Source organism: Algimonas arctica (genome assembly GCF_014652695.1).
Taxonomy (GTDB): Bacteria; Pseudomonadota; Alphaproteobacteria; order Caulobacterales; family Maricaulaceae; genus Litorimonas; species Litorimonas arctica.
This window is the reverse complement of record NZ_BMZH01000001.1, coordinates 255,370-280,965: the sequence shown is the minus strand read 5'-3', so window position 1 is coordinate 280,965 and position 25,596 is coordinate 255,370. Positions and strand designations below refer to the sequence as shown.

Annotated in this window: 22 protein-coding genes; 9 read left to right on the top strand and 13 right to left on the bottom strand. The window is 53.2% G+C overall.

Annotated features, from left to right (window positions below; genetic code table 11):
- Positions 1 to 4: 4 nt before the first annotated feature.
- The gene (locus IE105_RS01335) at positions 5 to 1,222 is read left to right on the top strand and encodes a DUF547 domain-containing protein (RefSeq protein WP_189494575.1); all 1,218 of its coding nucleotides are present in this window, start codon (positions 5 to 7) and stop codon (positions 1,220 to 1,222) included.
- Between the two features lie 67 nt (positions 1,223 to 1,289).
- Here the strand turns inward: IE105_RS01335 and IE105_RS01330 are convergent, their stop codons facing one another.
- From IE105_RS01330 to IE105_RS01310, 5 genes are all read right to left on the bottom strand, one after another.
- On the bottom strand, positions 1,290 to 1,454 hold the full coding sequence (locus tag IE105_RS01330; protein ID WP_189494978.1) for a DUF1328 domain-containing protein: 165 nt from the start codon (positions 1,452 to 1,454) through the stop codon (positions 1,290 to 1,292).
- 225 nt (positions 1,455 to 1,679) lie between these two features.
- Positions 1,680 to 2,075, bottom strand: coding sequence for an ExbD/TolR family protein (locus tag IE105_RS01325; protein ID WP_189494571.1), 396 nt, complete (start codon positions 2,073 to 2,075; stop codon positions 1,680 to 1,682).
- Positions 2,076 to 2,128: 53 nt separating this feature from the next.
- A complete protein-coding gene (locus tag IE105_RS01320; RefSeq protein ID WP_189494568.1) occupies positions 2,129 to 3,613 on the bottom strand; it encodes a glycoside hydrolase family protein in 1,485 nt (494 codons plus the stop codon).
- 182 nt (positions 3,614 to 3,795) lie between these two features.
- A complete protein-coding gene (locus IE105_RS01315) occupies positions 3,796 to 4,224 on the bottom strand; it encodes an iron-sulfur cluster assembly scaffold protein (RefSeq protein WP_189494565.1) in 429 nt (142 codons plus the stop codon).
- Positions 4,225 to 4,260: 36 nt separating this feature from the next.
- Positions 4,261 to 4,998: a hypothetical protein gene (locus tag IE105_RS01310; RefSeq protein WP_189494562.1), complete on the bottom strand. Its 738-nt coding sequence runs from the start codon at positions 4,996 to 4,998 to the stop codon at positions 4,261 to 4,263.
- 108 nt (positions 4,999 to 5,106) lie between these two features.
- Here IE105_RS01310 and IE105_RS01305 point away from each other — a divergent pair, with 108 nt between their 5' ends.
- Genes IE105_RS01305 through IE105_RS01295 form a run of 3 tightly spaced genes read left to right on the top strand, consistent with a single transcriptional unit; the run spans position 5,107 to position 9,694 of the window.
- Entirely contained in the window at positions 5,107 to 7,482 is a 2,376-nt protein-coding gene (locus IE105_RS01305; protein ID WP_189494559.1) for an ATP-dependent helicase, read from the top strand.
- Positions 7,479 to 8,846 (top strand): hypothetical protein, encoded by a 1,368-nt coding sequence (locus IE105_RS01300; protein ID WP_189494558.1) that lies wholly within the window; start codon positions 7,479 to 7,481, stop codon positions 8,844 to 8,846. Before IE105_RS01305 ends, IE105_RS01300 begins: the two co-directional genes overlap by 4 nt.
- Positions 8,843 to 9,694, top strand: coding sequence for a 50S ribosomal protein L11 methyltransferase (locus IE105_RS01295; protein ID WP_189494556.1), 852 nt, complete (start codon positions 8,843 to 8,845; stop codon positions 9,692 to 9,694). Before IE105_RS01300 ends, IE105_RS01295 begins: the two co-directional genes overlap by 4 nt.
- Positions 9,695 to 10,008: 314 nt before the next feature.
- Here IE105_RS01295 and IE105_RS15480 read toward each other — a convergent pair whose 3' ends face one another.
- Complete coding sequence (locus IE105_RS15480; protein ID WP_267904644.1) at positions 10,009 to 10,140, bottom strand: hypothetical protein; 132 nt, start codon at positions 10,138 to 10,140, stop codon at positions 10,009 to 10,011.
- A gap of 303 nt (positions 10,141 to 10,443) precedes the next feature.
- On the opposite strand from IE105_RS15480, the gene IE105_RS01290 reads away from it, so the two are divergent.
- Entirely contained in the window at positions 10,444 to 12,252 is a 1,809-nt protein-coding gene (locus IE105_RS01290) for an aminopeptidase P family protein (RefSeq protein ID WP_189494554.1), read from the top strand.
- A 96-nt stretch (positions 12,253 to 12,348) separates the two neighbouring features.
- On the top strand, positions 12,349 to 13,722 hold the full coding sequence (locus tag IE105_RS01285; protein WP_189494552.1) for a pyridoxal phosphate-dependent decarboxylase family protein: 1,374 nt from the start codon (positions 12,349 to 12,351) through the stop codon (positions 13,720 to 13,722).
- Between the two features lie 18 nt (positions 13,723 to 13,740).
- Here IE105_RS01285 and IE105_RS01280 read toward each other — a convergent pair whose 3' ends face one another.
- Complete coding sequence (locus IE105_RS01280) at positions 13,741 to 14,094, bottom strand: DUF1428 domain-containing protein (protein ID WP_189494542.1); 354 nt, start codon at positions 14,092 to 14,094, stop codon at positions 13,741 to 13,743.
- Positions 14,095 to 14,183: 89 nt separating this feature from the next.
- Positions 14,184 to 14,717 carry a single-stranded DNA-binding protein gene (gene ssb, locus IE105_RS01275; RefSeq protein ID WP_189494540.1) on the bottom strand — a complete coding sequence of 178 codons (534 nt, stop codon included), beginning with the start codon at positions 14,715 to 14,717 and terminating at the stop codon, positions 14,184 to 14,186.
- A 323-nt stretch (positions 14,718 to 15,040) separates the two neighbouring features.
- On the opposite strand from ssb, the gene uvrA reads away from it, so the two are divergent.
- Complete coding sequence (uvrA, locus tag IE105_RS01270) at positions 15,041 to 17,902, top strand: excinuclease ABC subunit UvrA (protein WP_189494538.1); 2,862 nt, start codon at positions 15,041 to 15,043, stop codon at positions 17,900 to 17,902.
- A 44-nt stretch (positions 17,903 to 17,946) separates the two neighbouring features.
- Here the strand turns inward: uvrA and IE105_RS01265 are convergent, their stop codons facing one another.
- Both IE105_RS01265 and IE105_RS01260 read right to left on the bottom strand, forming a co-directional pair.
- Positions 17,947 to 19,101, bottom strand: coding sequence for an energy transducer TonB (locus IE105_RS01265; RefSeq protein ID WP_189494536.1), 1,155 nt, complete (start codon positions 19,099 to 19,101; stop codon positions 17,947 to 17,949).
- A 13-nt stretch (positions 19,102 to 19,114) separates the two neighbouring features.
- Positions 19,115 to 20,104: a hypothetical protein gene (locus IE105_RS01260; RefSeq protein WP_189494534.1), complete on the bottom strand. Its 990-nt coding sequence runs from the start codon at positions 20,102 to 20,104 to the stop codon at positions 19,115 to 19,117.
- Between the two features lie 110 nt (positions 20,105 to 20,214).
- Between IE105_RS01260 and trmFO the strand changes: the two genes are divergently transcribed.
- The gene (gene trmFO / locus IE105_RS01255) at positions 20,215 to 21,594 is read left to right on the top strand and encodes a methylenetetrahydrofolate--tRNA-(uracil(54)-C(5))-methyltransferase (FADH(2)-oxidizing) TrmFO (protein ID WP_189494532.1); all 1,380 of its coding nucleotides are present in this window, start codon (positions 20,215 to 20,217) and stop codon (positions 21,592 to 21,594) included.
- Here the strand turns inward: trmFO and IE105_RS01250 are convergent.
- On the bottom strand, positions 21,591 to 22,334 hold the full coding sequence (locus tag IE105_RS01250) for a squalene/phytoene synthase family protein (protein ID WP_189494531.1): 744 nt from the start codon (positions 22,332 to 22,334) through the stop codon (positions 21,591 to 21,593). The two genes, trmFO and IE105_RS01250, sit on opposite strands and share 4 nt — an antisense overlap.
- A 214-nt stretch (positions 22,335 to 22,548) precedes the next feature.
- Here IE105_RS01250 and IE105_RS01245 point away from each other — a divergent pair, with 214 nt between their 5' ends.
- On the top strand, positions 22,549 to 23,133 hold the full coding sequence (locus tag IE105_RS01245; protein ID WP_189494529.1) for a superoxide dismutase: 585 nt from the start codon (positions 22,549 to 22,551) through the stop codon (positions 23,131 to 23,133).
- Between the two features lie 3 nt (positions 23,134 to 23,136).
- Here IE105_RS01245 and IE105_RS01240 read toward each other — a convergent pair whose 3' ends face one another.
- Together IE105_RS01240 and IE105_RS01235 are read right to left on the bottom strand one after the other, a co-directional pair.
- Entirely contained in the window at positions 23,137 to 23,691 is a 555-nt protein-coding gene (locus tag IE105_RS01240) for a GDYXXLXY domain-containing protein (RefSeq protein ID WP_189494527.1), read from the bottom strand.
- A complete protein-coding gene (locus IE105_RS01235) occupies positions 23,688 to 25,550 on the bottom strand; it encodes a DUF2157 domain-containing protein (protein ID WP_189494525.1) in 1,863 nt (620 codons plus the stop codon). The genes IE105_RS01240 and IE105_RS01235 overlap by 4 nt, the downstream gene beginning before the upstream one ends.
- Between the last annotated feature and the right edge of the window lie 46 nt (positions 25,551 to 25,596).

Genomic DNA, 25,596 nt, shown 5'->3' with positions numbered 1-25,596 from the left:
TTTTATGAGACACACAACCATTTCCCTTTCATTATTGCTTGCGCTGAGCGCAAGCGCTCCCGTTTTTGCACAAGCACAAACGGTTCGGTCTCCTGCGTTTAACTCCAGTCTGGCCGTCACGGCCTCGCAATTCGATCGCTTCACGCCCAACCCAATACGATCAGTTCGCTTGGATTTCACAATCTGGGACGAGATGCTCAAGGAAATGGTCTATTATACAGGACCAAGTCTAAGACAGCGTGCCTCGAAGCCAGAGCCGATTGTCGGCTCTCGCCGTGTGTTTGGACACACATCGCCTTACCGTCTTGAAGGCAATAAAGTTGTGTTCGAAAAAATGGGCCCTGAATTCAGACAGATCATAGATGACTATGTAACTGATCTAGAGAGCATCGGTAACAGCGTTGGCATTTCCATGCTGCCGAGAAGTGAACAGCTCGCCTATTGGCTTAACCTGCATAATGCTTTGGTGATTCAAGCCATTGCGTCCCATTACCCCATCAAAGACCCGTCACGGGAAACTGACCCTGATGGTCGATCCTTTCATGACATTGGCAGAGTGACAATTGACGGCGTGTCCCTTTCGCTGCGTAACATCCGAGAAGATATTGTTTATAAAAACTGGAATGATCCGCTGGTCATTTACGGATTTTTCCACGGTGATATCGGGTCACCATCTTTGCAGCGCAAAGCCTACACAGCCTCTAATATGCAAGACACTCTGCGGTTTTCAGCTGAAGAGTTTGCCAACTCTCTTCGCGGTGTGATGGTTTATGGCAAAACAGCTCATATCTCACGTCACTACCAAGATGCGGCCCCCTATTTCTTTAGCAACTTTGATCGTGACGTCCGGTCTCACATGATCGGCTTGTCAAACGAAGATGTAAAAGAGCAGCTCCTAAAGGCAACGCAGCCGTTTAAGATCGCCAGTTATGAAACATCTGTCGCTGATCTGACGAATGGCGATTCAGATCGTATTCAGCTCTCTGAAGTCAACAATTATAGCGAAACGGGCACGTCCGGGCCGCCACAAGTCTTGGCGCGTGCGCTCTCAGAGCAGAGTGAAAAGTTCCGTCGCATTCGTAAACGCGGCCTCTTTGGCTCTGTGACAATTGAAGATGTTCAGACGGTGGACGATGCCGATTTCGGGAAGCCAAGCGGCCCAAGCTTCATTCAGATCGGCCCTCTCGCCGATCAAATTCCGGCTCCTGAAACTGGCAAATAGAGTTTAGTGCATAAAAAAAGCCCGGACATTTGTCCGGGCTTTTCTATATGTCGCGACGTACGCTTGGCTAAGCTTTACGAACCAAATGCATGATCAGGCCGATCACGAAGAGGATGATAAAGACATAGAATAAGAGTGTGGCGATCCCGGACGCGGCTCCGGCGATACCACCGAAACCGAGGACGGCGGCGACAATTGCGATAACGAAAAATATAATGGCCCAGCGTAACATTGTTTTCTCCCTGATGAGTGAGCAATATTGCTCTCGTAAAATAAACGGCCAAACATCCGAGATGGTTCCCAATCCTACATTCAAAATTTGATCGGGGTGCTTGAGGGCTCTGACGAAGAGGGCGAAATCAGGAGGATCGGGAGCCACAATCAGGCCCAGTGGCTGTCCAAATTTTAGCGGCCCAGCTGAGGAACCGCGCACACGGGCTCGTAACTCTCACACAGGCTATGGCTCAATTTTGATCGTGACCGGGATTTGGGCCGCGTCCATTCTATCTTTGACGAACACAACCGCCGAGACACTCGTCTTGGCCTGTGCCTGAACCGACACGACCGCATCCGGTGCATGGGCCCGCAACGCCTGAATGCGCGCCGGGATCGACGGTAGGCTGACCCGTTCACCCTCGATAAAGGCTGCGTCCACCGTATCTAAATGCACGAGGATCGTCGGGAGTGGTGAGGGAGACGCGTTTGTGTCTGGCGTTTCTGCGAAGGCGATTCCGCTCTCATCGAGAAAGACAGCGGAAACGATAAAGAAAATTAGCAATATAAAAACGAGATCCAGCATCGGTGTCATATCGACGCCGGCATCATCATCGGCTCTTCGAATAGATCGTCTCATGTCACCCCACAAGTTATAGTATATTATAACACACTATAGCTATTTTGAGAAGGTCATATCGGATTGAAGGTGTCCAGTGCCCTCGGCGTGTCGTTGGGGGCCGTATAGGTGACCGTCTCTCCGACCATTTCCAACCGATGCCCACCGCCCTCAAACACCATCATGTCGCCATCCCGGCGCGCAGACATCTCAGTCAGCGGAAGCGTTTCGAAGAATTGACGCACCTGAGTGCTCGCTCTCCAGAGCGCATCGCGGCTGCGTTGATCCTCATTTGATAGATCGGATGTCGGCGCATTATTCTGCCAGCCAAAATACCATTCCACGCCCGCTCCTCCCGCTAAAAAGGCCGGCCACAGCACGGTGAGAATTTCATTACGACGCTCGACCTCGGCATCGGGACGCGCGCCAAACTCCCAGCCGAGCGGTTCGTCTACACTGACCATCCAAGGCCGCCCTGCCGCTGCGGATTTTTCCGTCCACTCCACGATCTTGTCGAAGTAATTGTCATGCGCTTGCAGGCTGATACCCGAAAAACTGGGGCGGCCGAGCAGTTCGCTATACAGGGCCGCCTCAGCGTCCGGCCAATTATGCGCGACAATGGGATGGCCGCGCGTGTCTAACGTGGCGATATAATCGGCAAATTCACCGCGCTGCTTCGGAGACGTGGGTTGGCGGTAGGGATCTTCACCAGAATTGCCGATGACGCCATTTTCTTCGCCCAAGTTCCAAATGATCATCGGAAGGTGGCCAAAGCGCGCGACCATTTCACGGTAATAGAGCTTACGAGACGGTGCGAAACCCTCGCCAATCGTCATCCCGTCATGCGTTTCAAAAAAACTTTCATTCTCTGTTTCAGTGAAAAAGAAGTGGATCGCGACACCGCGCTTGTTAGCGTGCTCAAACACGGCCTGCCACTGCGCGAGCTTCGAGACATCGAAGACATAGGGATCATCATGCACTACCCAAGGCGAGACATCCCCCCCGTCGCCATGAATATTCATCCCAACCAGATATTGCGAATTGACCCCGACCTCTTCGTAATAGTTGAACAGGCCAAGCAACGCCGCGCCTTTGCCATCATCCCACGTTGGGTCATCGGCGCGGGCATCTTTCAAATGAGGTTCAAATTTATGTAGCTGATCCTCACCCAATGCCGGGAATGTCGCGCCGCCAGAATCGTAAGTGCCATCGAAGTCGGCATAGGCGAGGATATTTTCGGGAGAACCTGCGCCCGTTTTGAGGAACGGTGTTCCATCTTGCATTAGATAGCGAAACTCGCCCTGCGTCAGGGCGGAAATTGGAGGAAAATCTCTTCGATCGCGATCTTTCGCCGTCCAACGAACCCGATTGACAACAGTCACATCCTCGCATGGCGTTGATCTGATCGCGATCTTCTCCCCTGAACATCGAGCAATTTCGATTTCGTAGTCGCCCAATTGATCAATTACGAGGTTGGCATGAAACGCTAACCCGTCATGATCTTCAGATTTGGATAGATAGCCGGGCACTACACGGGTTGATCCATCTGGAAACTTCACGTGAATATCCATTCGGTTATTCAAGAAAGCCTCACGAGATTCAATAAGCTCGCTGGCATCAGCGTGAAGATGCCACGTTTCACCATAATGAACGGTATGTCGGGTGTCAGGAGCAGCTTCTGTTGCGCACGCCACAAGTAACAGCCCATAGAATCCGCCAAAACATACGGCTGAATACTTCATCAACTGGCCTCCAACGCTCTCTCAACCGCCTCGACCGCCGCCACAAACGCCAACATCGTGCTTTGATGACGCGCGGGATAGGCTCTGACCCCTTCAAGAATGGCGAGGCGCGAGAACCGTCCCGTCGGTGGGGCGCCATTCTCTTTCAACATCACCCGCAATCCGTCTCGTGCTGCGACTAAATCGTCCAAGCTCGCTCCGATGAGCTGTTCTTTGAGGATCGCGGCGCTTGCTTGGCCAAGCGCGCAGGCCTGCACACGAAGCGCCGCGTCTTGCACGCGCGCTCCCTCCATCTTCACATCAATCTCCACCCACGACCCACACAGCTTACTGACTTTGCGCGCCGTGCCATCCGGCGCATCCAAGGCTTCATTTTTGAGCGTCGATGACAGGGTGAGGATATCAGAATTGTAGAGCGTGCCTAACATTGGCGGAACCCTAGGGCGTCGGCGGTGGATAAAACCTCAATCATCATAATGGTCCAGCGTGAGCGCCGTCAGCGTGTCCGGAACAATGACATAGTCATACGGAATGAAAAACCCGAGGCTGAGGTCGCCCGCCCGAAAACTGCCCATCGGTTCGTCAATATCACTCAAAATGACGCGGTAACCCTCGCCTAATTGCGCTTGAATAGCGTTCACTTCATCCAACGCCTCACGGATCACAGCCGGGCGGTATTGCTGCGGATCGACGACAGAGATCACAACTGACCCACTCTCGGAAATTGTGACCCGACCCCGCTCTGGAATTGTTTCGACAAATTTCGAAAGTTTCGTGGAGATGGCAAACGTATCACTGACATTCTTCGGAATAGCTGTTTTCACTTGGATCGTGGCAACACTCGTATCGGGACGGTAGCCATTCCCAATCGCGGCTTCATAGACACTCGGCGATAGCGAACGCACGATGCTACCCTCATCCACGAAAGAGAGGCTAATGCCGGATGATTTCATGGCGGCTGCTTGAAACAGCCCAATTGTATCCATGATTTCGGTCAACCGCTCGGATTGGGCTCGCGCGTCACTTTCAATTTCAACTTCGAGCAGAAGATTATCGCCCGGAACGGTCAAGAACCGACCTGGAATTTCATCCTGAATGGATATTCTTGACCCTGTCACGATAATTTCGTCTTGGGCTTGGGCATAAGCCCAATCGACGCTGGCAAGGCTGATAAAAAGAGCAAGCGGAGCAATATATTTCATGGCCTGATCTTAACGCGAGATGGGTTTAACACAAGCCAGCCGAGGGATTGCCGCACCGCAGTCTCTCCCCTCGCCACGACCCGGTGTTGTCCCTATGTTCTGTCTATCATGCCTTCGTCCGATTCGTTCCAACCTGCCCCGCCCCCGCCATCGACAGCCGGGTCGATTTCATCGCGCGCGATGCCGACCCGGACCGCCGTGTCCGAAGCGGATTATCTCGACGGCCTGAACCCTGAACAACGGGACGCCGTCTTGACGACAGAAGGCCCGCTATTGGTGCTAGCGGGTGCAGGCACTGGCAAGACACGGGTTCTAACAACACGGCTGGCGCATATTATCCGCAGCCGCCTCGCCTACCCCAGCCAAATCCTCTCCGTCACCTTTACCAATAAGGCCGCGCGAGAAATGCGCGAACGGGTTGCGAAACTGATGGGGGAACAGGTCGAAGGGATGCCGTGGCTTGGCACATTCCACTCCATCGCTGCGAAAATCCTTCGCATTCATGCGGAACTGGTCGGATTAAAGAGCAGTTTCACGATTTTGGATACGGACGACCAAATCCGTTTGCTCAAGCAAGTCATCCAAGCCGCCGGCATTGACGATAAGCGCTGGACCGCCCGCTATATGGCCAGCCTCATTGATGGATGGAAGAATAAGGGGCTGACCCCTGACAAGCTCACCGCCAATGACGGCTTCGCTTTCGCCGAAGGCAAAGGGGTGCAAATTTACACCACCTATCAGAACCGATTGAAGGTTCTGAACGCCGCTGATTTCGGCGACCTGCTACTGCACAACATTACGATCTTCCAAAAACATCCGGACGTGCTGGCGAAATATCACAATAAGTTCCGTTATCTGCTGGTCGACGAGTATCAGGATACGAACGTCGCGCAGTATTTGTGGCTGCGTTTGCTGGCGCAAAATACAGGCGGTACAGGCGCCCATAATGTCTGTTGTGTCGGCGACGATGATCAATCCATTTATGGGTGGCGCGGGGCGGAAGTGGATAATATCTTGCGCTTTGATCAAGATTTTCCGGGCGCAAAAGTTATCCGCCTCGAACGCAATTACCGCTCCACGGAACATATTCTCGGCGCTGCTTCTGGACTTATCGCAGCCAATAAAGATCGGCTCGGCAAGACGCTCTGGACCGAGGATATGGGCGGCAACAAAGTCGCTGTAACCGGGGTTTGGGACGGTCCAGCGGAAGCACGCATCATCAGCGGCGATATTGAGAATTGGAAGTCCAAGGGACGGTCCTACAATGACGTCGCAATCCTTGTACGCGCCTCGCGGCAAATGCGGAACTTTGAAGAACGGTTCATCCAGCTCGGCCTACCTTACCGGGTCATTGGCGGACCCCGTTTCTTTGAACGGTTGGAAATCCGCGATGCGCATGCTTACTTGCGCGTGTTACGGTCAGACACAGACGATCTGGCGTTCGAACGCATCGTCAACACGCCCAAGCGTGGCATCGGCGCAACCTCCGTACGCAAATTACAAGAGGCGGCCCGCGCGATGAATGTGTCGATCGAGGCCGCCACACGGACCATTGTCCGGACCGATGAAGTACGCGGTAAAGCGCGCTCCGCACTGCGCGCGTTCCTGCTTGATATCGATCGCTGGCGTAAAGAGGCGGAAGACGCAAAACACACCGAAATGGCCGAACGCATTCTGGATCAATCCGGCTACACACAAATGTGGCGCGATAATAAGGATGCCAAATCGCAAGGCCGGTTGGATAACCTAAAAGAACTCATCAATGCCATGGGCGAGTTCGACACGCTCGACGCCTACATGGAACATGTCAGCCTTGTGATGGATGTTGAAACAGGGCCGCAAGAGGACGAGATTAGCCTGATGACGCTACATAGCGCCAAAGGGCTGGAGTTTCCGCTCGTTTTCCTGCCCGGCTGGGAAGAAGGCACATTTCCGAGTCAACGCTCACTCGATGAAAGCGGTATGGCCGGATTAGAAGAAGAACGCCGCCTTGCCTATGTCGGTATTACGCGCGCGCGCGAAATGGCAAAAATCTACTTTGCTGCCAATCGACAGCTCTACGGGAGCTGGCAAAGTAGCCTGCCATCGCGCTTTATTGACGAACTGCCGATCCAACATGTCGATGTGGAGAGCGAGGCCAATCAATATAATCCCTCTTTGATTACGAGCCGCTTGCAAGAAAGTTTTGGTCGGAGCTTTACGGCTGCGCAAGATTCTGGGCGGACCTCGCCCGGTTGGCAACGCTATAAAAACAATAAAGACAATAACTTTGGTCGCGCGCCAAAAGACATTGAAGGCCATGCCGTTCGTCGTCCGGCCAAAGGCAAGACATCGAATTACGCGGTTGGCGAACGTGTCTTTCACAATAAATTCGGCTACGGCGCTGTGAAAGCGGCTGATGGAACAAAATTGACAGTGGAATTCGAAAAGGCGGGCGAGAAAATGGTGCTGGACGGTTTTGTCCAACGGGCGTCTGAGGTGTGAGCACGAAACCGCTGTTCACTCTGGCTCTTGCATGGATGTTATCCGGCTGCGCCAGCGTCAACTTTTCGCTTTTGCAGGTCAATTCACTCGCGTCAGAGGTCCCGGGCGTCGCCGCCTTTGATGGGCTAGAGGCGATGGCTGACAGGGCGCCCCACACAGATAAACGCCGGGTCAATATTATTTTTTTACACGGTATTGGATGGGTCGAAAACCCGAATGAGAAACCTCTCGCGAATGCGTTCATCACCGGGGTCGCAGACGCTTACGGCTTAGATGTCGAAAAAAAAGTGGTCAGCGCACTCTGCGGTCGGGATAGAAAAAAGAACGATCTGTCGCTTCGCAATCATGTCTATATAAAATCTCCTGAGATCAAACGCTACCGGACGGCGATCCCCGGCCGACAACTGCAACTGGATCGCCTTGTCTGTATGGACCGTCAAACCCTCCCTGTTCGCGATGACCTCAGCTATGTTATTTACCGGATATTCTGGGATGAAACGATGTGGGAGAGCCTGCAAAATGCTCATGTCGGACAAGATGATAGCCAAGGCGACTCGCTTGATTTCTCTGGACTACGGCGACCCTTAAACCGCAACCTTAAAGACAAATTCGTCAATTACGGTTTCTCTGATGCGATCATGTATCTCGGCCCTGCGGGTCTGGAAATTCGCAATGCTATTCGCGGGGCCATGTGTGCGGCGGCTCTCGAAGCGAATGGGCTGTCATTTGAAACCATCGGCCACGAAGTTGATTATCAAGAAATTTGTGCTGCAGCCGAGCAAATGAAAATGAATGGTGATCCGTTTGCTTTCGTCGCGGAATCGCTCGGGTCCAAGATCGCGCTTGACGTGGTTCGAGACGCGATGACGGATAGCCGCGAGACTGTGCATGATGCCATGATCCGCCAGACGCAGGTCTTCATGCTGGCCAATCAAATTCCGCTGCTTAGCCTCTCTGATTTGTCAGATAGCGTAGCATTCAAGCCGTCAGATTATGCGCCAAAAGATAGACCCACCTTGATTGCCTTCTCCGAAATCAATGATTTTCTGACCTATGAACTCGTTCCGTTTTACGAACAGCTTTATAAGAACAGTAAAATTGATCCAGCTTTTAAAGCGGCAGATTCAGGTCTCGAAACGCTGGACCGGCGCAAGCTCGTTGACCGGCTCGGCTTTAATGTCATCGACATGCGGGTCGAATTTGCCGAACCAATAATCCCGTTTGTTAACAGTTTCGTCGACCCGGCTTTCGCGCATAATGGCCATGTCCGCCAACCCGAGATTATGGATTTCATTATTTGCGGTGCGGACGGGTCTAAGGCGCGACTTAAGACGTGCGACGTGAACCGGAGCCCAAGACCATGACACAGCCCTTTGCTCTAACTGTGCGCGCTCCGCGTGACATTGGCTATGATCTCGCCGAACAACTCGGTTTCGATGAGATGAAAGAAGCCCTCGCCATATCGATCTTTGATGAGGGCGAAACGGCGGTCAGCGTTCAAGCGCTTTATGAGGCCGAAGCCACAGCAAAAGCGGCTCAATCCGAAATGCCCACCCACGTTGAAAGCACAGTCGCGCAATTACCGGATGAAGACTGGGTTGGATTGAGCCAATCAGGGCTTCCCCCCATAAAGGCCGGACGGTTTTTCGTTCATGGCAGCCACGACACACCGCCAGATGACGCGGTTTTTCCTGTTCTGCTCGATGCTGGCCAAGCCTTTGGCACAGGCCATCACGGCACAACGACGGGCTGCTTGTTGATGTTAGATGAACAAGAAAAACGAGGCCTACACCCTGCGACAATATTGGATCTTGGCACAGGGGCCGGCATTCTTGCGATTGCAGCGGCAATGCTGTTCCCCGACGCGGATATTCTCGCGACCGATATTGATCCTGTCGCAACCGAAGTCGCAGACGTGAACGCCGCCATCAACGGCGTTCAGTTTCGGTCCGTCACAGCCGACGGGTTTGATACGCCGGCCCTGAAGGGAAAGACGTTTGATCTCATTATCGCGAATATTTTGGCGGGCCCTTTGCGGGGGCTGGCGGGTGATATTGCGCAGGCTATGAATCCAAAAGGGTTTGCAATTTTATCAGGCATTTTAGATGCGCAAGCCGAATGGGTTGCCGACGCCTTTCGAGCCGAAGGCCTCAGCGTGGCGCTGAAGCCCAGCCTGGATGGCTGGACGTCACTCTTAGCATCGCGAGACTAAACACCCCGAATGATGCGGCGGGACCGCCGTTGCGACCTGCGTGACAAAAGTTTCGTAAGGGGTTCAGCCGTTTTCATCGGCACGGCAGTCTCAATGAGCCGCTTTGTATCCGGTTGATAAGCCATTTTATCTCTCTTTCTAAGTCGCGGAATTATCCGCTGTCTGACTGAAATCTCTATGTCAGAAAGATAGATTCATTCATACTCACATGATTATGACATATATCATGCATTTATGAACACTTGTGAGATTTCGACATAAAAAAAAGCCCGGACACGGGGTCCGAGCTATTAAAAGCGAAATACGGATAAACCTTAGAGCGCGCGTTGAGCCCGACGGTTCTGACGGATAGTGCGACGGGTCAGGAGACTAACCGTAGCGATTTCGCCGCCGACTTTGACCTTGCTTTGCGGGCGCAAGGTGCTGGCATTGAATTGATAGGACATGTTATTTTTCTTCTGTCTTTGCGGTGCGACCTGATTGTCGTCACCCTTTTTTGAGTGACTTGTATGTAGGTTTGCCCCTGACCCAATTGAACCTACAGTGCACCAACTTAGCTATGCAAAAACGGGTAGCAATTCACATCCTTGTTAGGCTCGCGTTAATGTTGTTGTCCCGTTTAGAGAAAACATCAAATAAATAGATCATTTTTTGCCCAAAATATCGAATGCCAGCGAAACTCAGGTGGACCGCTTTCCCTTCCGGTCCAAAGCGCCTAGATGTTGGGCATGGGTAAAATCACGATAGACATGATACAAAATTTTGACGTTGTCGGAGGGCCAAAGATGGGACGGGACAATGTCCCGCTCTTACGCGCCGAACTGAAACGCCTTAAGCTCGACGGCCTGCTGATCCCGCATGAAGACGAATATAATAACGAATATTTGCCCGACTATAATGAGCGGCTGATGTGGGCCACAGGGTTCACCGGATCCGCAGGGGCCGCCATTGTTCTTAACGACCGTGCGTCAATGTTCACGGATGGCCGCTATACGTTGCAAGTGCGTCAGCAAGTTGATGGCGATCTGTTTGGGTTTGCGCGACTGGAAGACGGTATTACCGCATGGCTTCGTGCCAATCTCCGCAAAGGCGAGACGATCGGATATGATCCGCGTCTGCATCCGCCCAAAGCCGTCTCTGCGCTCCGCAACGCTGCCGAGGGCGCTGGTGCAACATTAGTCGCGCTAGAGGTAAACCCAATTGATACTGCTTGGACAAACCGGCCTGCGGCCCCCAAGGGCCCAGTCGCTATTCAACCCGATATGTTATCCGGTAAAAATCACGCGCAAAAGCGCGCAGAAATTGGCCAAGCCATCGCCCATGCGGGCGCAGACGCGGCCATGTTGACGGCACCCGCATCAATTGCGTGGTTGCTTAACCTGCGCGGGTCTGATGTGCGCTGTACACCGTTGATGTTGGCCAATGCGATCATTGACAAGGCCGGCCTCGTGTCGCTCTATGTGGACCCAGATAAGCTGTCTGGTGATGTTCGCTCGCATCTTGGCAATGAAGTCAGCGTTACTTCGGAAGACGCGTTAGCCGCGGACCTATCTAACTGGTCGGGTAAAACACTTATTGTCGATCCCACCACAAGTTCAGCTTGGCATTCCCAATCCCTTAAAGACGCTGGCGCAACCGTCCTCGCTCAAGAGGACCCGGTCGCGCTGCCCAAAGCCATTAAATCAAGCGCTGAATTGCGCGGCTCAGAAACGGCGCATCGCCGGGATGCTGTGCCTTTAATCCGCTTCCTCCACTGGCTCGACACAGAGGCTCAATCGGGACAGTTTGACGAGATTGATGCGGCCGTGAAGTTGGAAACGTTCCGCCATGATACGGGCTTGCTGAAAGACCTCTCATTTGAGACCATCTCCGGGGCCGGGTCCAATGGCGCGCATTGTCATTACCGCGTCAATACGGCGACCACCCTGCCCCTTGCGCCGGGAACGCTTTATTTGGTCGATAGTGGCGGCCAATATGTTGACGGCACGACCGATGTTACGCGCACGGTTCCGATCGGCAAAGCGACACAGGAAATGTGTGAGCGTTACACACTCGTGCTACAAGGCCATATCGCGCTAGCCACGATCCGTTTCCCCTCCGGCACCACGGGGTCAAATCTCGACGCCATCGCGCGCTACCCCCTCTGGCAAGCCGGATTAGACTATGATCACGGCACAGGTCACGGTGTTGGTGCATTCCTTGGCGTCCATGAAGGACCACAACGGATTTCGAAGACGCCCAACAACGTCGCCCTAGAAACGGGCATGATTGTTTCAAACGAGCCCGGTTATTATAAAGCGGGTGAATACGGTATCCGGATCGAAAATTTGCAATATGTCACGCAAGCCGAAGATATCTCCGGTGGCGAACGTCCAATGCACGGCTTCCATACGCTCACGCTGGCACCTTTCTGCCGGGCGCTAATCGACACGGACATGCTGACCCGCGCTGAACGTGACTATGTCGATGAATATCACGCCCGCGTTCAAAAAGAGATCGGTCCTGAGTTGGATGGCGAAATCGCCGCTTGGCTAAAGCAGGCTTGCCGCCCTCTCTAAAAGCCCCCGTATTAATTGGTAGGACGGACAGGCCCATAAGGGGCCTCTGGGCGTGCCTCATTCTATTGCGACGTTTACAAATTGGAATTTGAGATCATGGAACAAACACTAGAAGTTTTTGATCGGCTGGTCCGTGAACTTTTAGCGGATGAGGCCAAAAATCCGGTTGCGGAGCACATCCCTTCCGCCACCGTATATGAGCGTCTTGATCTCAAATTACAAAAAGACGGCATAAGCACCACTGAGTTAGAAGCCGCTCTGAAAGACCTCATCTTCACGTCCCCTCGTACGGCGACGACAGGGTTTTTCAATCAACTGTTTGGCGGGCGTCAAGATAAAGCCATCCTCGGCGACTTGCTCTCTGTTATTCTCAACAACAGTATGGCGACATACAAAGCGGCGGGCCCTCAGATTGCCGTAGAGAAAACCCTCTTACGCCAAGTGTGCGATATAATTGGCTGGGGCGAGGACGCAGACGGCACGTTGGCGCCCGGCGGGTCTATGACCAACTTCATGGGTATGCTGATGGCCCGCGATGCCTTTAATCAAAACATACGCTTTGAAGGCGTTCAGCAAAAAATGACCGTCTATACGTCGATAGAAAGTCATTACAGCACGCCCAAGAATGCCGCTTTTTCAGGCATTGGCCGGGATAATGTGAGGATGATCGCGACCGATGATCAAGGCCGTATGGACCCTGAGGTTTTAAGAAAAACTATTCAAGAGGATGTCGCGAACGGATTCCATCCGATCCTGATCAATTGCACCGCCGGCACGACCGTACTGGGCGCTTTTGATAATCTCGTCGAAGCGTCGGCCATCGCCAAAGAATTCAATATCTGGCTCCATGTTGATGGGGCCTATGGCGGGTCTGTTCTGTTCAGTGACCAATACAGGCATCTTATTGACGGCGTTGAAAACGTCGATTCTTTCACGATCAACGCGCATAAAATGCTCGGCACACCGCTGAGCTGCTCCTTGATTGTGGTGAAGGACAAGAAGAACCTCCACAACTCGTTTTCCAACGACGCAAGCTACCTATATCAAACAGACCATGACGGATTTAATCCGGGCAAAACATCCATTCAATGCGGCCGTAGAAACGATGCGCTAAAACTCTGGGTGCTTTGGAAGAGTGTCGGCACGAACGGCTTGGCCGCTATCGTCAATAAGCAGTTTGAACTCGCCGACACGGCCCGCGACTATGTCCGACGCCATCCTGACTATTCGGATTACAGTGTGGACGACACAGTCGCCATTTGTTTCAATTACAAAGGCATCCTCGCCACAGAACTTTGCACCGCGCTCTATGAACATTCAGAGCTGCTTGTCGGTTACGGGTCCTTCAGAGACGACACGTTCATCCGCTTGGTCACGATCAATGCCACCAATGACACGGATGATATTCTCAACTTCTTCAAAACTCTGGAGACATTTGTCGCCGAGAACGACGTGGTTTTCAAAAAATAGCGCCGGTCGGTCGGAGCGCTACCCGCTCACGATTTGATTGAACCCGCCGTAAATCATGCGCTTGCCATCAAACGGCATCGTTGATCCAAACTCAGCCATGGTCGGATCACTCTCCGCCGCAGCCCAACCGGCGTCGCGTGTCGTTTTATCCGGCCAAATCGTCCAGCCAACGACAACGTCTTCATCCTCTGTCTTCTGAACCGCCATCGGCATGGAAGTCACAGTCCCGTCCGGCACATCGTCACCCCACGCTTCGGAATAGGCTATGGCCCCCTGCCGTTTGAACATTTTCGCAAAGGCCTCCGCGTGGCGGATATACTCGGCCTTATTCTTGTGCGGCACGGCGGCCACAAACACATCAACGTAAGTCATACTCTCTCCCTTATGAGTTTATACCATAGATCATGCCGGAAAGAAAAAGGGCGCCGAAGCGCCCCAAATCCGTGATCATGTCGAACCCTCTAAAACGGGATTTCATCGTCCAGATCAAAGTCTTGTTTCGGGCCGTCCATTTTGGAGGCGGAGCGTGAGCCGCCGCCTTGATCATAGTCGCCTCGACCACTGTCTTGGTTGTAGCCTCCGCCACCTCCGCCGCCGATGTTTCCACCGCCGCCACCATAATCACCGCCACCGCCACTGGAATTACGGCTATCGAGCATCGTCAGGTTTGTGCCCGGACCCTGTAAGACGATCTCGGTCGTATATTTATCATTGCCGTCACGGTCCTGCCATTTGCGGGTCTGCAACTTGCCTTCGATATAGAGCTTGGAGCCTTTTTTGACATAACGCTCGATCACACCGACGAGACCTTCGCCAAAGACAGCGACACGATGCCATTCCGTCTTTTCTTTCTTTTCGCCGGACTGCTTATCACGCCAGCTTTCCGACGTGGCGAGCGACAGGTTCGCAACCTTGCCGCCATTTCCGAATGTTCTGATTTCGGGGTCAGTGCCGACATTGCCGATCAAGATGACCTTATTAACTGATCCTGCCATACTATATTCCTTCGCCTTTCGGATGCGCCGGATCACTTCGCCCGGCGTGCGCTAAAAATTATTATGTTCCGGTTTCGTTCCCATTGCAAGACCGTCCGGCACAGCCTTTTGCGAAGGACTCTGAGAAGAGTCGAGTCGCAGGCCTACAAAACAATGTGGGCAATCCCTATTTCATGTGAAGATATATAGAGGCTGATAGATCGCTTGTCCGACGACGACGTTTTGACTATCAGGTATGTTCACGAAATGTTCCTTGAACGATTTCGACGCTCAGCCGTAAACAACACGTATCGCGTAAAAGACCAACCGCCGGGAATGACCACATGGCCATGAGTAAACATATTCAGGTTCGCGGCGCGCGCGAGCATAATCTGAAAAACGTGAATATCGATCTGCCGCGCGACAAGTTAGTCGTCATCACAGGGCTGTCTGGCTCTGGCAAATCCTCCCTCGCGTTTGATACGATCTATGCGGAAGGACAGAGGCGCTATGTCGAGAGCCTGTCTGCCTATGCGCGCCAATTCCTAGAGCTACAGGGCAAGCCGGATGTCGATAGTATCGACGGTCTCTCCCCGGCCATTTCGATTGAGCAGAAAACGACTTCTAAGAACCCGCGCTCGACCGTCGGAACAGTCACGGAAATTTACGACTATATGCGCCTCCTGTGGGCGCGTGTTGGCGTGCCCTATTCACCGGCAACGGGGCTTCCCATCGAAAGTCAAACCGTAAGCCAGATGGTGGACCTAATCATGGCGATGCCAGACGGCACAAAACTCTATCTGCTCGCGCCCGTTGTCCGAAACCGCAAAGGTGAGTTTCGCAAGGAAATCGCCGAGTGGATGAAGACGGGTTATCAACGCGCCAAGATCAATGGGGAGTTGGTTCGCCTCGAAGAGGCCCCAGTGCTCGACAAGAAATTCAAGCAAGATATCGATGTCGTTGTCGATCGCGTGGTTGTGCGCCCCGGTGTCGAGACGCGTTTGGCCGACTCGCTGGAACAAGCGCTCCGGCTTGCGGATGGATTGGCGATTGCTGAAAATGCCGATGACTCCGAAAAACGCCTGACATTTTCCGCCAAGTTCGCCTGCCCTGTATCCGGCTTTACGCTCGAAGAAATAGAACCGCGCTTGTTCTCATTCAACTCCCCCCAAGGGGCCTGCCCGACCTGTGACGGGCTGGGCAAAGAACTAAAATTTGATCCTGATTTAGTTATCCCGGATATGAGCCGCAGCCTTGCCGGAGGCGCGATTTTGCCCTGGTCGAAAACGCCGTCCGGTCTTTACGCTCAGACATTACAAGCGCTCGCTGATCACTATGATTTCTCGACCAAGACCCCGTTCAAAGACTTGCCAGCAAAGGCCAAATCCGTTGTTCTGAACGGGACGGGCGGCACGAAAATACAATTTGAATTTAAGGACGGTCGCCGAACCTATAAAACCAAGAAATCATTCGAAGGCGTGGTGCCCAACCTGTCGCGGCTCTATCGCGAGACGGAAAGCACATGGCGGCGAGAAGAGCTGTCCAAGTATATGTCCGATTCGCTCTGCAACAGTTGCGCCGGCCGTCGCCTCAAGCCCGAAGCGCTGTCCGTCAAAGTCGACATGATGGATATCGCTCAACCGGGCGATATGAGCATCGCGCATTCCTTGGAAACGTTTGAGGACCTGAAGACAAAACTTTCTGCTAAAGACATGGAAATTGCGGAACGGATCCTAAAGGAAATCACGGATCGTCTAAAATTTCTCAATGCTGTCGGGCTGGATTATCTCACGCTCGGTCGCGGGTCCGGAACATTGTCTGGCGGCGAAAGTCAACGCATCCGCCTCGCTTCACAAATTGGCTCAGGCCTTACGGGCGTTCTCTATGTCTTGGATGAGCCGTCTATTGGACTGCATCAGCGGGACAATGCGCGTCTCCTCGAAACACTCCAAGAGCTGCGCGATCTCGGCAACACGGTCCTCGTCGTTGAACACGATGAAGAAGCGATTCTCATGGCGGATTATGTTGTCGATATGGGACCGAAAGCCGGCATTCATGGCGGCGAAGTTGTCGCCAGCGGCACGCCCAACCAAATCATGCGGTCAAAGAAATCGCTGACGGGGCAATATCTGACCGGCGCGAAGGAAATTGCTATTCCGACTCAACGGCGCAAGATCAATCCGAAAAAAGTCATCCGTGTCGAAGGCGCCTCCGGCAACAACCTTAAAAATGTCGATGTGGATTTTCCGCTTGGCGTGATGACCTGCGTCACGGGTGTGTCGGGCGGGGGTAAGTCAACGCTCACAATTGAAACGCTCTACAAATCCGCTGCGCGCAAGCTGAACAAAGCGACAAAGCCTCCGATGCCGCATCGCGACATCCTCGGCCTCGACCAGCTTGATAAGGTGATCGACATCAATCAATCGGCCATTGGTCGGACGCCGCGCTCCAACCCGGCGACCTATACCGGGGCCTTTACTCCAATTCGGGATTGGTTCGCGGGCCTGCCCGAGTCCAAGACACGGGGCTACAAGCCGGGTCGATTCTCGTTCAACGTCAAAGGCGGACGCTGCGAAGCCTGCCAAGGCGGCGGCGTGATCAAGATCGAGATGCACTTCCTGCCAGACGTCTATGTCACCTGCGATGTCTGCAAGGGCGCTCGCTATAATCGCGAAACGCTCGAGATTAAGTTCAAAGGTAAGTCCGTCGCGGACGTGCTCGACATGGATATTGATGAGGCGGCTGGCTTCTTCAAAGCTGTGCCGTCCATTCGCGATAAGATGGTCACGCTGCAACGCGTCGGACTTGGCTATATCAAAGTCGGGCAGCAAGCGACCACGCTGTCTGGCGGCGAAGCCCAGCGGGTTAAACTGGCCAAAGAACTGTCAAAACGCGCCACAGGCCGCACGCTCTATATTTTGGATGAACCCACAACGGGCCTCCATTTTGAAGACGTCAACAAGCTGCTGACGGTGCTGCAAGAACTCGTCGGCACTGGGAACACCATGATCATCATCGAGCATAATCTCGACGTTGTGAAAACGGCCGACTGGGTCATTGATATTGGTCCCGAAGGCGGTGACGGCGGCGGCGAAGTCGTGGGCGTTGGAACGCCTGAGGATATTGCTGCGATTGCAGGCAGTTGGACCGGACGCTATCTCAAGCCTATGTTGGAAAAGGCGGCGGCTCGTTCCTCCGCGGAGTAAGTAGCGGCAGGTCCGAAGATTTCTGACCGTTTCTAAAGCCTCAGCTACTCTCCCACATTGAGGAGCATCGTCATCTCATTTTCAGGTAAAAGTTTGCCTCTTTCCGTCATCAATAGAAACGAAATAGTTGTGACGATTTTTTGAAGATCTACATACGAATGATCTTCGTTCACATCATACTTCCACTTTTTAATCGCCCTGGACGCAGACCGTATGAAAACTTTGTCGGTGTAACCGATGATTTCGATATCTTCAGGACTCCCATCTCTCGAGACAGAAAACCGCATCATAACCCGGCCTGACCGCTTTGCGGCAGACGGCATGATTGGTGGCATACGAACAATCGGGACAGGCGCTTTTTTCGATATCTCATCGTAGGGCCAACATTTGCAAACACCGGCTGTTGCCGCATTTTCTGTATCCCCAGACTGTTCAATCTTAGAGCGAGCCCAGAGCCACGTATTAAAAGCATCCTTGACGTAGGGGTGGTCGGCCGGAAGTTTTCCTTCTAAATTTTGCATCACGTCCTGCAAAACGATCGCGCCTTCGATGTTGCGATCATAAACGATGAGAGTTTTACCCCGGAGCACCTTGTTCATATATTCAAGCAGGCTAAAATATTCATGGTTCGGGCCGGAAAAAATGACATCGGCTTTTTCATACCAACTGAGCGCTTCATCCACTTTATTCAGAGACGCTGCAGCCCACCCCTTTAGAACCATCATTTCACCCCCGAATGTCGTATCTTGTAACGACTGTTCTTCAATAAACTCCCACCCTTCTGAAATGTCTTTCGCGCTCGATTTAAAGTCCACGAGGGGGCTGACCGGACGAACGGCATGTGCCTGCCCCAAGGCCACCCAACGTTGTGCGACGATGATAATATCGTCTGCGTTCATCATCGGTGTCAGAGCGATTGCCTGACGGTAGAGTTTTATTTGTCTGTCAGGGTCGTCATAGAGCAGGTCTGCCAAATTATGCGCTAGCGTGCCAATGAGGGGGTCGTCGCGACCGAGCTCTCTCAAGGCCGCGTTATAGGCCTGCTCTGCACGCGCGCCGGCTTCGTCAACATCGCCCGCTTCAAGCGCAGAAACATATTGTTTATACGGTTGCAGCACTTCCGGTGGCGTCTTTGCTTGCGCAAAGAGAGGCGCAAAAATCAACAAAATGACAAGAAGGAGGCCCTTCGAAATTAGCATGCGACCTCTCCCGTTACGGATGGCTGTCCTCATACGCCGCCGCCCCGCTTTCCGCCCATTGCCGAGTGAAATAAGCCTGTGGACCCGAGAGCAGGAGGTTGTAAAATGAATAACCTACGCTGATTAGAATAATCGCCAAAACAGACATGACATTGAACGACGCTGATTCAGACAGACGTTCCAAAGTTTCCAGAGTGGATTCGGAATCCAGCCCACTTGATAATTTAATATACTCAGCAAAACTCAAGTCCGGAAAGGCCAACTGCATACCCAATGTTGTCCCTATATTGCTCGCCACATAACCCATTATGCCCGCGACAAGTATCGACCCAAAGAGTGCCCAGAAACGATTTTTGGATACATAGCGCGCGGCAAGGACATGCGTGCGACCGTTAAAAGCGGTCAGTGCGCTGGCGCAGGACAAACGAACACCAATCCAAATATATCCCGCGATCATAGCAATGTAGAGGACTATCATTATGAGCACCATAACAGCCACGGACTCACCGCTGCTTACTGCCGCAATAATAGAACTGGGGATCATGACTGCGAGTGTCAGCAAGAGAATGAACACCATGATCACAGCGTAAAACCCTAAGTAAGCTAAGAACTGTCGTACTTCATCCGCGCCCAATTTGAATGGGATCGTACCGCCGAAATCGTCGTAATAGTAAGCTCTGAAGAAAGCGGCTCGGATTAGCGCGACACCCAACGTGTAACCGAACAAGAATAGAATTATCTGGAAGAAAAATTGGCCTATAACGCCAAACATTCGTGCCGCTTGGTCCGGATCTGTTTCCACCATAATGCCGATGCGGATTATATCGACATAAGACTCCAACATCGGCTTAATCAACAACAACCCCATGACGGTAAACAGCAACGTCCCCCAACCAAGCAATTTCCAGAAAAACGGCATGCCCCCCGGCGACCGAAAAGCCCCGAACATGGCATCGGTGATTTCGTAATCTTTCGAATAAGGCGTTGGCTCTAATGGCAACATGTTGGTCTCCCTGAATACACCTCTAGCGCGAGCTACCTGCGCTGACAACACGCACGCCTATCTGTCGGGTTTGGTTGCGAAATCTATCTAGTCCGCATAGGTCGCGGCCTATGATAAACCCCGTCCATATTATCGGTGCTGGCCTCGCTGGATCAGAAGCCGCTTGGCAAGTCGCCGAAGCGGGCGTGCCCGTAATACTACACGAAATGCGACCGCACCGTATGACCGCGGCACATCAGACCAGCGGCTGCGCTGAACTCGTTTGTTCCAATAGTTTCCGCTCTGATGATCATCTCGGCAATGCCGTTGGGCTCTTGCACGAAGAAATGCGGCGCAACGGCTCAGTCATTATGGGCATGGGCCATTTGTTTCGCCTCCCTGCGGGCGGGGCTTTAGCAGTTGACCGTGAGGCTTTCTCAGAGGCTGTAACGACCATGCTCAGCCAGCACCCGAACATCACCATCGAATATGGCGAAGTACAGGGCCTACCGCCTGCAGAATGGGGCAATTCTATTATCGCCACAGGGCCGCTAACGTCCGACGCGCTTGCAAATGCTATTTTGGCCGAAACCGACGTCGACTCCCTCGCCTTTTTCGATGCGATTGCCCCGATCATTTACAAGGATAGTATCGATTTTGACAAAGCGTGGTTTCAATCGCGCTATGACAAAAAGGGACCGGGCGGCGACGGCGCGGATTATATCAACTGTCCGCTCGATAAGGATCAATATCTGGCCTTCATTGATGCACTCATCGAAGCCGAGCAAACCGAATTTAAAGAGTTTGAAAAAGACACGCCTTATTTTGAGAGCTGCCTTCCGATTGAAGTGATGGCGTCCCGCGGACCGGAAACATTGCGCTATGGCCCAATGAAACCTGTTGGCCTGACCAACCCCCACAATCCGACAGTCAAAGCTTACGCGATCGCGCAGCTCCGCCAAGATAATGGGCTCGGCACGCTTTATAATATGGTCGGGTTTCAGACAAAGATGAAATATGGCTCACAAGCCGATGTGATCCGGATGATCCCCGGCTTGGAAAAAGCCGTCTTCGCCCGCCTTGGCGGCATCCACCGCAACACCTTCATCAACAGCCCGAAATTGCTCGACGGTCAGCTCCGTTTGAAGTCGCGTCCAGATTTACGCTTCGCCGGACAAATCATGGGCGTGGAAGGCTATGTCGAAAGCGCGGCCCTCGGCTTGATCGCGGGCCGTATGGCGGCAGCACAGGCGAAAGGCGAGACTGTATCCGCACCGCCCGTCACGACGGCCCTCGGCGCGCTCGTCGAACATGTCACCGGGGGATTTATGTCCGGACCAAAGGCCAAGTTTCAGCCGATGAACGTAAATTTCGGCCTGTTCCCGCCGATAGACCCGCCGACTTATCGTCGTGCGGATGGATCCCGGATTCGAGGCAAAGAAAAGACCCGTCTGAAGCGTCGCGTGATGGCAGAGCGGGCGTTGACCGATTTAAAGGCGTGGTCGGCCTAGAGCCGTCCGCGCGCCACGCTTACGAGCATTCTGAACTGTTTTGAGAACGGGGCGTAGCCCGGCACATCGGTCTTCGCCTTATACTCGATGCGGCGCATCCTTTTAATAAAACCGGGAACGAGCGACACATAGGCCAGCGCTGGCATCGCGGTCTTTACCGCGCCGACCCGTGCGTCAGAATAAGCTTCTGAACTCGCGGCCAGCAGATCGCCAAACGTCACTTCGCTCAACATTCCCTCCGCATAGTATCGGTAACTGCGCGCCAACCCCGTCAAACCCCACGCGCGTCCAGCAATCAAACCGCCCTCACCGCGGCAAATCATGACGGCCGCCTGCGCCAAAGCGCCTGATGTGACGTCCGCATAATCTGTTGCCGCTTGAATCGTCGCAAAGGGTGTCGGGTCGAGATCGCGTTCGCGGCCATCAATGATCCGGTCGAGCATGAAGCGGCTAATTCCGCTTTGCGACACCATCGCAGCTAACGGCGTGCTGACCTCGTGGGTCCGTACCGGACCTGCTCCGTAAATTTCGTTCAGACAATCCCGCCACCATTGATAGCGAATCTGTCCCATCATGGGCTCACTCACCAGCTCCGGAATTTTGGCGAGTTCCGCATGAAAAGCATAGAGCGCAAACAGACGGTCCCGAATGTCGGGATCGGCCAGCCGCGCAGCGCGCATTCTGTCCGGGTCCACCCCGTCCAATCGGTCAATTACTGAGCTGTTGATATCAATGGGCACATGCGTCCTTGCTGCGTCTTGCGGAACCTGTGCCAAATGCCTATCGAATATATAAGACGCAAGACCATCCGCCGGAAAGGTCAGTCATTCGCAGCATGGGCTCGGATTATTTGCGATCACTGGCGGGTCTTGAGTCTATGCGACCAATTTCAGCCTATTCAGGAACATTGCGCAGGCCTTTGCGTAAAGATTAGTAACCCATCAGGAGATGATTATGAGTTTCGAACTTCCCGACCTTCCTTATGCACGCGACGCGCTCGCACCAACGATCAGCGAAGAGACGCTGAACTATCACTATGGCAAACATCACCAAGCTTACGTCAATAAGCTGAATGCCGCGATCGAGGGCACAAAATATGAGAGCATGAGCCTCGAAGAGATCGTCAAAGCTTCAGAAGGCGGCTTATTCAACAATGCCGCTCAGGTGTGGAACCACACATTTTATTGGCACTCAATGTCGCCTAATGGTGGCGGCAAGCCGAGCGGTAAAATTGGTGAAATGATTGACCGCGACTTCGGTAGCTACGAGGATTTCGTGACCGCGTTCAAAGATAAGGGCGGCAGCCAGTTTGGTTCTGGTTGGGCCTGGCTCGTTCAAAAAAGTGACGGCACACTTGATGTGACCAATACGGCCAATGCTCACACACCTGTCGAAGGCGAAAGCGTCACGCCACTGCTGACTATGGATGTGTGGGAACACGCTTATTATCTGGATTACCAGAATGCACGCCCTTCCTATATGAATAGTTTTCTTGAAAAACTGGTCAATTGGGACTTCGCAGAGAGCAATCTGAAGTAATCTTTAGTCCTCTAAGATTTTTAAAGGCGCCTCTCCTGCAATCAGGATGGGGCGTTTTTTTTCATCTGCGAGTCCAGACAAAAGCGCGCGACCATCGGGCATGACACGAAAGATGCCGTATTCAGCCTCCGCAAACCGATCACCGGTGCCTGATTGGAAATAGTAGCGGTCGCCGCCGATAGAGACACGCGCCCAACGCCGTCTTTTCGTGAAGCGGATCAGCCGTTCATCTTCGGCCAGCGGGCTTAACGCATCGAACCTCACAAATGTGGCAACCCCGTCTGTGATTTTGACAACGCCAACGCCAGACACCGCGTCAGGCTCTTCTGGAATAGGCCTATCAAAGTCTGCGCTCTCCTCGTCCCAGCGACCATCCAAACCTAGATCATAATTAAGCGTCATATAATCGCCGAGAAACAAGTCCCGCGGATCAACGGGCGCTAATTCGAAAAGAATCTCTTCCCCGTTTTGCCGGATCGCTTCAGCCGCGACAAAACCCGAAGTAAATTTCCAGCCACACAACAGAAGGCCAACAATAACTAGCGCAATCCGGATCATGACGCGATCTCCACGCGTTTGCTGGCGAAGGCCCAAATCCCGAGCAATCCGACCCCGACCGTTGCCATGATGCCTGAGAGCGCGATCAAGGTCATGGAAAGATCAAAATAAGCGGAGAACAGGAACCACGCCATTGCAATCACGCCGATCAAGAATAGAGCCCGTGATCCGATTGAATACGCCAACATGAGCAGCAGCATGGCCGGGACTGCGCCGGTCGGTAGAATGATGGCTATGACGATCAAAACGACAAAGATCGGCCAAGTCAGTCCCGTTGACCGAACATAGCGAAGCCAAAGCCATGCCCCTCCCGCCGCAGCGAGTAGGCCATTCACAATATCAATCAGCGTCCAACTCGAGTCAGCCAAATGACCCATATCCATCCCCGCAATCAATCCTGTCGCTATTGCCGCGATGAGGAAGACCGCCGTAAGGTGGATATGTACTCGGCCCCGCAACAAGACCGTACTGAAGACCAGTCCCAAAACTGTGTAGACACACATAAGGACAGCAACATCCCAACTTTGACCCAACAATTCGGTAATAATGAAAGCCATCCCGATACAGGCCGAAACAGCCATGAGCGCGGACAAAATCCTGTCTCCGGAGACAAGCCAGACCGTCACAATGGAGAGCCCCAACAAAACAAGTCCGGCAACGAAAGTTTCACTCGCAGCTTCACCCAGACCCAAGGCCAGACAGCTCATCCAAGCAAGGATAAACGTCCCAAACATAAACCGGATGAACTGGCCTGGTTGTCTCTGCCTAATGGCAATCGACAGAGCGTAAACGCCTGCGCCGATAATCGACAAGGACACGCCCCAATTGCTCTCCATCAGACCCGATAGGCCTATGACTGCCCCGATCAATCCGCACGCAAAGCCCGCCGTTAAAACCCCACCAGCCCCGATTAAGGCGTCCATATACCAAGGGTCCGTATCAGCTCCATCAGTGTCCGGTTCATCCGCATCAATGAACACTCTGAGGTGTTTAAAGAACACCACCAACCCAAAGGTCGCGGCGCAGACCAATCCGGTCATGAGGAAGAAAAACAAGACAGGCTCGTCAAACACACCCGAAATTAGCTCGCCAAAGATCGACACACAGACAATGGCGACGGCACTCGCGATAATGGCGGTCGGGGACGCAACTTTCAGGGCGTAAGAACGCCATCCCGTCACCCCGAGCAGGACTAAAGCAATGAGAGACGGCCCAAACTGACCTAACCGCTTGGCATCAAATAGGCCGAGCCAGCTTGCGCCAATGCACAGTATGCCGAGCCCAATGGCTAACAAAGCCGAGAGCCAAACCGGACTGCGTTTATAAAGCGATCCCATGACGCCCGCACCCAAGATCACGGCGCCCGCCAGCCATATCGCATCCAGACAATCGGGACCAACGGCGGCGAGCACCTCCAACCCCATGGGCGAAATGGCAGCAAGCCAGATGACCCCAAACCAGACGGCCCAATGCGGCGCTGAGCGTGAAACCAGAACGAAGGGCACGCCTAGAACGGCCCATGTCAGTAATAAGTCCTGTAACCCACCGGGAGCTTGATAAAGTTGTCCCGCTGCCGCGAGCCAGACACCAATCAACACTTGCACAGCAATGCCAAAACTCTGCGCGCTGGGTCGGTCGAAACCTTTGATGACCCACAGACCCGCGCAGATAATGAGTGCCGCGCCCAAACCGCCGAGTTTCATCCCTGTGCCAAGATAAGTCCAATTATGCGCAATGAATGTGACGATTGCGGCAATCAAACTTGCCACACCAAAACAATAGAGAGCCAGAAGGCCGCGGGATCGCCACGCCTGCGTGTCTCTTATTTCAGTGAAATAGTGCGAGCCAGCGAGTTCCATAGCGCGACTGTGGCGCTCGCGTTTACAATTGTCGAGGTTTTTGAAA

Coding starts and splice junctions, on each gene's coding strand:
- IE105_RS01240 (WP_189494527.1), bottom strand. CDS start 23,691: ATGATCCGGATTGCGCTAGTTATTGTTGGCCTTCTGTTGTGTGGCTGG.
- ssb (WP_189494540.1), bottom strand. CDS start 14,717: ATGGCAGGATCAGTTAATAAGGTCATCTTGATCGGCAATGTCGGCACT.
- IE105_RS01235 (WP_189494525.1), bottom strand. CDS start 25,550: ATGGAACTCGCTGGCTCGCACTATTTCACTGAAATAAGAGACACGCAG.
- trmFO (WP_189494532.1), top strand. CDS start 20,215: ATGATAAACCCCGTCCATATTATCGGTGCTGGCCTCGCTGGATCAGAA.
- IE105_RS01305 (WP_189494559.1), top strand. CDS start 5,107: ATGCCTTCGTCCGATTCGTTCCAACCTGCCCCGCCCCCGCCATCGACA.
- IE105_RS01290 (WP_189494554.1), top strand. CDS start 10,444: ATGATACAAAATTTTGACGTTGTCGGAGGGCCAAAGATGGGACGGGAC.
- IE105_RS01280 (WP_189494542.1), bottom strand. CDS start 14,094: ATGACTTACGTTGATGTGTTTGTGGCCGCCGTGCCGCACAAGAATAAG.
- IE105_RS01295 (WP_189494556.1), top strand. CDS start 8,843: ATGACACAGCCCTTTGCTCTAACTGTGCGCGCTCCGCGTGACATTGGC.
- IE105_RS01315 (WP_189494565.1), bottom strand. CDS start 4,224: ATGTTAGGCACGCTCTACAATTCTGATATCCTCACCCTGTCATCGACG.
- uvrA (WP_189494538.1), top strand. CDS start 15,041: ATGGCCATGAGTAAACATATTCAGGTTCGCGGCGCGCGCGAGCATAAT.
- IE105_RS01260 (WP_189494534.1), bottom strand. CDS start 20,104: ATGTTGCCATTAGAGCCAACGCCTTATTCGAAAGATTACGAAATCACC.
- IE105_RS01335 (WP_189494575.1), top strand. CDS start 5: ATGAGACACACAACCATTTCCCTTTCATTATTGCTTGCGCTGAGCGCA.
- IE105_RS01325 (WP_189494571.1), bottom strand. CDS start 2,075: ATGAGACGATCTATTCGAAGAGCCGATGATGATGCCGGCGTCGATATG.
- IE105_RS15480 (WP_267904644.1), bottom strand. CDS start 10,140: ATGTCCTATCAATTCAATGCCAGCACCTTGCGCCCGCAAAGCAAGGTC.
- IE105_RS01330 (WP_189494978.1), bottom strand. CDS start 1,454: ATGTTACGCTGGGCCATTATATTTTTCGTTATCGCAATTGTCGCCGCC.
- IE105_RS01245 (WP_189494529.1), top strand. CDS start 22,549: ATGAGTTTCGAACTTCCCGACCTTCCTTATGCACGCGACGCGCTCGCA.
- IE105_RS01265 (WP_189494536.1), bottom strand. CDS start 19,101: ATGCTAATTTCGAAGGGCCTCCTTCTTGTCATTTTGTTGATTTTTGCG.
- IE105_RS01310 (WP_189494562.1), bottom strand. CDS start 4,998: ATGAAATATATTGCTCCGCTTGCTCTTTTTATCAGCCTTGCCAGCGTC.
- IE105_RS01285 (WP_189494552.1), top strand. CDS start 12,349: ATGGAACAAACACTAGAAGTTTTTGATCGGCTGGTCCGTGAACTTTTA.